Source organism: Microcoleus sp. B7-D4, from assembly GCF_036705125.1.
Taxonomy (GTDB): Bacteria; Cyanobacteriota; Cyanobacteriia; order Cyanobacteriales; family Microcoleaceae; genus Microcoleus.
This window is the reverse complement of record NZ_JAUBTT010000013.1, coordinates 104,205-110,736: the sequence shown is the minus strand read 5'-3', so window position 1 is coordinate 110,736 and position 6,532 is coordinate 104,205. Positions and strand designations below refer to the sequence as shown.

Sequence of the window (6,532 nt, the reverse complement as noted above, 5' to 3'; positions counted from 1 at the left end):
TTCCCTGAAACGTCCCAACGTTGGAGTGTTTTTACTGACAATCCCAGCTTTTTTGCGAAAACGCGCGAGCTTAAACACAATGGTACACCGCATATTTGTCTATAAGTGTATCATTTTGTCTATTTATTTGGGCTCTACCGAACCTACTATGTAAAAAAGTTAATAATTTTTATAAAAATTAACTATAAAATATAAACATTAGGCGCGGGCAAAGCAGTTATATATTGACTTACAGGGCTTTTTGTAGTATAATAAAGTTAAATTTTAGAGAAATTAAGATAAAAATTATACCTATGGCTTCCAATCCTCAACTTCATCTAATGACGAAACTCCTTAATATTGAGGGAGTGACAGTCAAAAGTTATCAGATTATTGAAAATATAGGAATCACGATTTACTTAGATAATAACAACAAAAAAGCCATTTGTCCCGACTGTGGTCAGAAAACTGATAAACTCCCTCAAAATCATTATTATGTAGTGAGGGATTTGCCGTTTGGAGAGCAAAAAGTATATTTACAAGTAAATCGCCGTCAGATGAGGTGTGAAGGTTGCCCAAAAAAATTTAGTGAAGACTTAGAATTTGTTAAAAAAACTAGAACCTATACAGAGAGGTTGAAAACAAAGATTTTGTCAGAATTATTAGAAAGCGATATTAAAAATGTGGCTCAAAGGAATGGAGTCAGCGAACAAGAAATAGAAACCATGTTAAAAGAATGGGGAAAGGAATTGCTCAGACAAAAACCATCAGGATTAAAAAGGCTAGGAATTGATGAAATTGCTGTAGTAAAAGGACAGAAAAATTATTGTGTAGTTTTAGTAGATATCGATAAAAAAATTATAGTAGGAATGGTCAAAAATCGAACTCAAGTGGAAATACAAAAATACCTAGAAGCCTGGGGAGAAGAGGTTTTAGACCAAATAGAAGCCTGCAGTATAGATATGTGGAAACCTTATAAAAATGTCTCAGAAGCTTTAATGCCACAAGCAGAAGTTGTGGTCGATAGATTTCATGTTATGAAGCAAGTAAATGAAGAATTAGATGGAGCTAGAAAAAAGATTAAGGAAGCAGCCGTTGCCTTAAAAAATAACTCGGAAAAAGAGCGACTACTCTCCGGAATAAAAAAAAGTAAATATGTCTTACTAAAAAATGAAGAGGATCTCACTGACCTCGAAAAAGAGCAGTTAGAATCACTCAAAAAAGTTGCTCCTACATTACAAAAAATGCATCAAATGAAAGAAGAGTTTAGACAAATTTTTGAAGCCCCAAAAGATTGGGTAGAAGGATTATTGAGTTTAAGTGATTGGTTAAAAGATGCAATTTCCGTTTTCCCCAAAAGCTGTGGGACAATTATTAGGTGGATTGGAGAAATTATTGCGTATTTTGATCGGAGGACTACTCAAGGAGTTGTGGAAGGAATTAATAACAAATTAAAGCTCATCAAAAGAAAAGGCTATGGGTTGAGAAATTTTGACAACTTTATTCTTAGGAGCTTCTTACATTGGCATTTTGCTAGTTAGTTTTACATACTAGGTTCGGTAGAACCTTTATTTGCTACCTAGGGACTAGCTCCGTCCCGAATTGGCAACCAACGCTGTTTACAAACTCATCGGCAACAAAAAAGTCACCGACAATGGAGAAGTCACCGACAACGCAGAAGTCATCGCCAACTACGGGTACTTCACCCAAGAAAACCTCAAGCAAATCTGGCGCGACAGGGAATACCAAGACTTGCACGACGAACTGCTGCACTTGATGAAACACTTCAAACTGTGTTACGAAATCCCCTGCCAACCCGGACAATATATCGCCCCGCAACTTCTCCCCCTCGAAACGCCCAACTACACCTGGGATGACGCCGATAACCTGATTTTGCGCTACGAATACGACTTCATACCCAAAGGCATCATTACCCGCTTCATCGTAGAAATGCACTTGTTAATCTACCGCCCTCAATCCGGTTTACCAAAGGGTAGGGGGGATATTGTCTGGCGCGATGGAGTCATCCTCGCCGACAATTACGCTAAAGCCGAAGTTATCGAGAATTACCACCAACGAGAAATCCGCATTCGAGTTTCTGGCAAGCGGAAAGAATTTCTTTTAGACCGTATCCGCCACGAAATCTGGAAAATTCATGCTACTTACGACAATCGCCTAAAATATCAAGAACTCATCCCCTGCAATTGTCACCAATGCAAAGGCAGCCAAGACCCTCACCTCTACGATTTTGAAGCGCTGCGCCGCCGTTTGGCAAACCATCGCTACGAAATCGAATGCGACAAATCTTATCAAATGGTTCAGGTGCGCCGCTTGATGGAAGATTTCCCCGACAATTTGCAACAATGGGAAGAAAAAGAGCGAATTTATGGAATCGATCGACCTGACTTGGTAGATAATTCTAGCATTCAATTTAATATCAATATCGACGGTAAAAAAATGACTGAAACTTCTTCCAAAACCAACAACTTCAACGGCCCGATGTCTGCTGGTGTTATCAACAGCGATAACGCTGAAGTTAAAAACAATCAATTTACTCAAATTAATAACGCTGATACAGCAGAAATCCTGAAATTAATCGCATCTCTGCGTGCAACCTGCGTGCAGTTTCCTGAAGATGTTCGTGGCGATCTAATTATCGATATCGAAGATGTCGAAGCCGAAATTCAGAAACCGGAAAGCCAATGGAATAAAGACAGATTAAATAAAAGTTTAAAAGCTATTGTAACGGCGGCGGCGGCGATCGGATTTGGCATCGCAGGTGTCACAGAATTTGCGAATACGGCCATCGATGTTGGCAACAAACTGGGTATCGAAATCCAGCTACCGCCAGCGCGCTAAATAAGTTATGCAAGGCATACGCATCAGCCCAAAGAAACCGGGTTTTTTACCTAATCTGTGGGTAACAACCCAGGATTTTGGGAAAAAACCCGGTTTCTGATTCTACGCATCAGCCCAAAGCCTCGATCGCCCGCGTCGCATTTCCCCCCGATCGCCCCTCACCCCGCCCGGAATTGCCTTTAATCAGTTAAAGTAAGAAAAATAAGCGCAAGTACCGTCACTTTTGAGCGACAATGGCATCCTCTTCCTCTGTAGCAGTTCGCGAACTCCCCTTATTTCCGTTGCCGGAAGTGGTTCTATTTCCAGGTAGACCACTCCCACTGCAAATCTTCGAGTTTCGCTATCGAATCATGATGAATACGATTCTGGAGGGCGATCGGCGTTTCGGTGTACTCATGTGGGACCCCAACCAAAACAAAGTCTCTGCCGTTGGCTGTTGCGCCGAAGTGATTCACTGTCAGCGCCTCCCCGACGATCGCATGAAAATTATGACCCTCGGACAGCAGCGGTTCCGAGTCCTCGACGCCGTTCGCGAAAAACCCTATTTAGTCGGTCTAGTAGAATGGATGGAAGATGAACCGCCGCAAAAAGACCTCAGACCTTTGGGAAAAGATGTCGAACAACTGCTGAGAGATGTAGTTCGCCTTTCCAGCAAATTAATGGATCAGCCGATCGACCTGCCCGAAGACATTCCCAGTTTGCCTACAGAATTGTCCTACTGGGTAGCCAGCTACCTTTACGGCGCAGCGACAGAACAGCAAACTCTTTTAGAATTGCAAGATACTGCTGCGAGATTGGAACGCGAAACCGAAATTTTGACTTCTACTCGCAATCACTTGGCCGCGAGGACTGTACTTAAAGATACCCTCAAGTAGTCAATGGGGCAGGCAAAAAGTACGATCGGTTTTGCCTGCATGGAAGCAAGAATCACACAGAGTCATACCATTTTCGATTTTCGATTTTCGCATTGGAGATTAAATAATTGAGAATTAATAGACCTTTTACACAAATATTTAGAAACGGGCAAGATGCCCGTTCCACAAAAATAAATTATTCTGTGGAACGGGCATCTTGCCCGTTTCTAAATTAGATGCTTGTGTTAGAAAATCACGACCAACCGAAACCCTACGATGCAGTTAGAGGCGGTCAACTGCCACCTCCTGTGGGCGGTGTAGTGCTCGGCGGACTAGCAGGAGTTAAACATCGGCTGTCTAGTTCTGTCAACGAACATCGAATTGCCTCCCTGAGAGAGACCTTGAATTACGGCGATGCTGGCTTAAAAATAGTCATCCAGATTTGTCAAAGCGAAACAGGGCCAGTGCAGCGGGCGGCCTGCGATTTGCTTCGACAAAGGCTGAATTCGATCGCCCGCGAAAAATTACAGGCCTTTGTAGCTTCAAGTTCAGATGCAGAAGCTGAGTTAGACAGCACGGAAAAAATATTAAAGCACTCATCCGGTGCAGTCTCAGAAAAAAATTACGATCGGCAAATGTCCGAAGCCCAGTTAATATTTGAGACAATTACGCAGCAAATGCAACCAAATTTGTTGCTATTAGAAGCACTGGTAGCCTCTGTAGAACGCGAAGAATTTACCAGTGAACTGATGAATCTTTGGGAACTATTAATCTTAGAAATTCAGGAACCTCTCAAAGAACTGCGTCAGGCTGTTGGCAGTGCGATTTCCGCCCAACTGCGGATTCAGTGGCTGTACAATCAAGCTGAATCTCAAGCCAACCAGTGGCAGCAGCGAGCTTTGCTAGCTCTTCAGACACAGGATGAGAATTCAATCCGCCTAGCTGTGGTTCGCCAGCAGGTTCAATTCGATCGGGCTGCAGAACTAAAAATTGACTTAGACTACCAAACTGTGCGAGTAGAAACTCTCAATCGCAACTTGCTGGCTTTGGAAAGTAAGATTGCTCAAGCTAATTCCAAGAAAGAGATCCTCAAGATGCAGCTTCATTTTGCTAAGGTACAGCAGCAAATAGACTTCACTTTCAGCCAAGTCAATAGTATATTTTTTAGCCCTTAGTTGTCGGATTCTCCGGTTATATATTGCGTGAACTCAAACTTGTCTGACGCAAAAATGTATGGCCCCACTTAAAATTGCCTCATCTAACTTAGCTCCTTCGAGATTAGCGCCGCACAAAAATGCCCCGCTCAAATTAGCACCCCTCAAGTCAGCTCCTCTCAAGTCAGCGCCCTCAAGGTTACTTTCACACAAAAAAGCGTTTCTCAAGTCGGCTTTGTTCAGGCTCGCTCCCCGCAGTCTTGCCTCGCTTAGATTGGCTTTTTCAAGGTTTGTATTGTCCAAGCAAGCATCTAGGAGGTTTGCTTCCATCAAGTTGGCGTTTTCCAAGTTTGCTCCGATCAAATTAACACCAATCATTTTGGTGTCGCTCAAGTTGGCTTTTTTCAGGTTTGCGTCAATCAGGTCAGCTCCTGTTAATCTTGCGAAAGTTAGATCGGCTCCGCTCAGGTTAGCTCCATTTAGGTTGGTCATCACCAGACAGGCATTCTTGAGCTTGGCACCTATTAAGTTTGCCCCCCTTAAGTTGGCCAGGGCAAAATTTATTTCCTTGAGATTCGCACAGGCTAGATTAATATGAATTAGGAAAGCTTCTCGCAAAGAAGCCTCTTTCAAGTTGCTTTCATGAAAATTTCTTTCTCCGGCTGCGTATCGCTTGAGAAGTTCATCCGCATTCATCTCGCCAGCCTCCTAAGTTTTACTTAAAAATAAATTATACTACTGACAGTACATTGTAGCAACCAAATATTTTTAAAGTTTCTGTGTGATTTTTTAATTCATCGAGTGCCGAGCGAACAAATGCTTGGCAGGCGTTAGCCTCAACGTCCATAAAGAAAATATATTCTCCGAGGGATCTTTTAGTCGGTCTAGATTCAATCCGACTTAAATTAATACCGCGACTGGCAAATACTTGCAAAGGTTTTACCAGTGTTCCCGGCATATTGGCAGGTACGCTAAAAGCTAGTGAGGTATGGGTGCAATTAGACGGTGAAGCATCGAGGATCAACTTAGAAGCAGATTGGGTAAGGGATTTAAGGGATGAGTGATCCCCTGGTTCTACGTTGGCGATTTCTCCAAAACTCCTGCTGAGTACCCAAAATCGAGTGTAATTATCGGGATAATCATTAATGGGGTGAGCTAACACTGGCAAATTGTAAAGTTCAGCCGCTCTTGGCGAAGATATCGCTGCTACATTTGTATCTTCCAGATATTGCAATGCTTCCGTGGTTGAATTGGCCGGAATTAATTGAGCTGAGGGAATAAACTGCCCCAACCATACCTGACACTGAGCTAGCGCTTGCGGGTGAGAGTAAACTTTTTGAATCTCGTTAAAATTTTTAGCATTGGACACTAGCGCGTGGGAAATTGGCAAAACTAAGGCGTGTTGAATGCGGAGTTGATCGAGTCGCCACAGTGTGTCTAAGGTGACAGTCACGCTGCCTTCGATCGAATTTTCGACGGGCACCACTGAATAGTCAACCTGCCCTAGGGCCGATGCCTCTAGCGCTTGAGAAATGGTGGAATAAGGACACAGGGTGCATTCCAAGTTAGTATTCAGGCTCAACCAATTGACATAAGCTAGAGCCGCTGTTTCTGCATTTGTACCAACAGGGCCGAGATGTGCGATCCTCTTCGAGGGCTTCGCTAACGAAATTTTCATTTAGAGGC

6 protein-coding genes are annotated in these 6,532 nt (G+C 43.0%); 4 read left to right on the top strand and 2 right to left on the bottom strand.

Going from position 1 to position 6,532, the window contains the following annotated elements; translation table 11 throughout:
• The first annotated feature begins 293 nt into the window (after nucleotides 1–293).
• The 4 genes from QUB12_RS07830 (at nucleotide 294) to QUB12_RS07815 (ending at nucleotide 4,867) form a co-directional block, all read left to right on the top strand.
• A complete protein-coding gene (locus tag QUB12_RS07830) occupies nucleotides 294–1,520 on the top strand; it encodes an ISL3 family transposase (protein ID WP_333145966.1) in 1,227 nt (408 codons plus the stop codon).
• Between the two features lie 61 nt (nucleotides 1,521–1,581).
• Complete coding sequence (locus QUB12_RS07825; protein WP_333145969.1) at nucleotides 1,582–2,838, top strand: COR domain-containing protein; 1,257 nt, start codon at nucleotides 1,582–1,584, stop codon at nucleotides 2,836–2,838.
• Between the two features lie 233 nt (nucleotides 2,839–3,071).
• Nucleotides 3,072–3,713, top strand: a complete 642-nt coding sequence (locus QUB12_RS07820) for an LON peptidase substrate-binding domain-containing protein (protein WP_333104131.1) — start codon at nucleotides 3,072–3,074, stop codon at nucleotides 3,711–3,713.
• Between the two features lie 215 nt (nucleotides 3,714–3,928).
• Nucleotides 3,929–4,867 (top strand): PspA/IM30 family protein, encoded by a 939-nt coding sequence (locus QUB12_RS07815; protein WP_333145972.1) that lies wholly within the window; start codon nucleotides 3,929–3,931, stop codon nucleotides 4,865–4,867.
• 33 nt (nucleotides 4,868–4,900) lie between these two features.
• On the opposite strand, the gene QUB12_RS07810 is transcribed toward QUB12_RS07815, so the two are convergent.
• Nucleotides 4,901–5,542: a pentapeptide repeat-containing protein gene (locus QUB12_RS07810; RefSeq protein WP_333145974.1), complete on the bottom strand. Its 642-nt coding sequence runs from the start codon at nucleotides 5,540–5,542 to the stop codon at nucleotides 4,901–4,903.
• Nucleotides 5,543–5,576: 34 nt separating this feature from the next.
• Nucleotides 5,577–6,524 (bottom strand): prephenate dehydratase, encoded by a 948-nt coding sequence (gene pheA, locus QUB12_RS07805; RefSeq protein WP_333145977.1) that lies wholly within the window; start codon nucleotides 6,522–6,524, stop codon nucleotides 5,577–5,579.
• Nucleotides 6,525–6,532 lie beyond the last annotated feature (8 nt).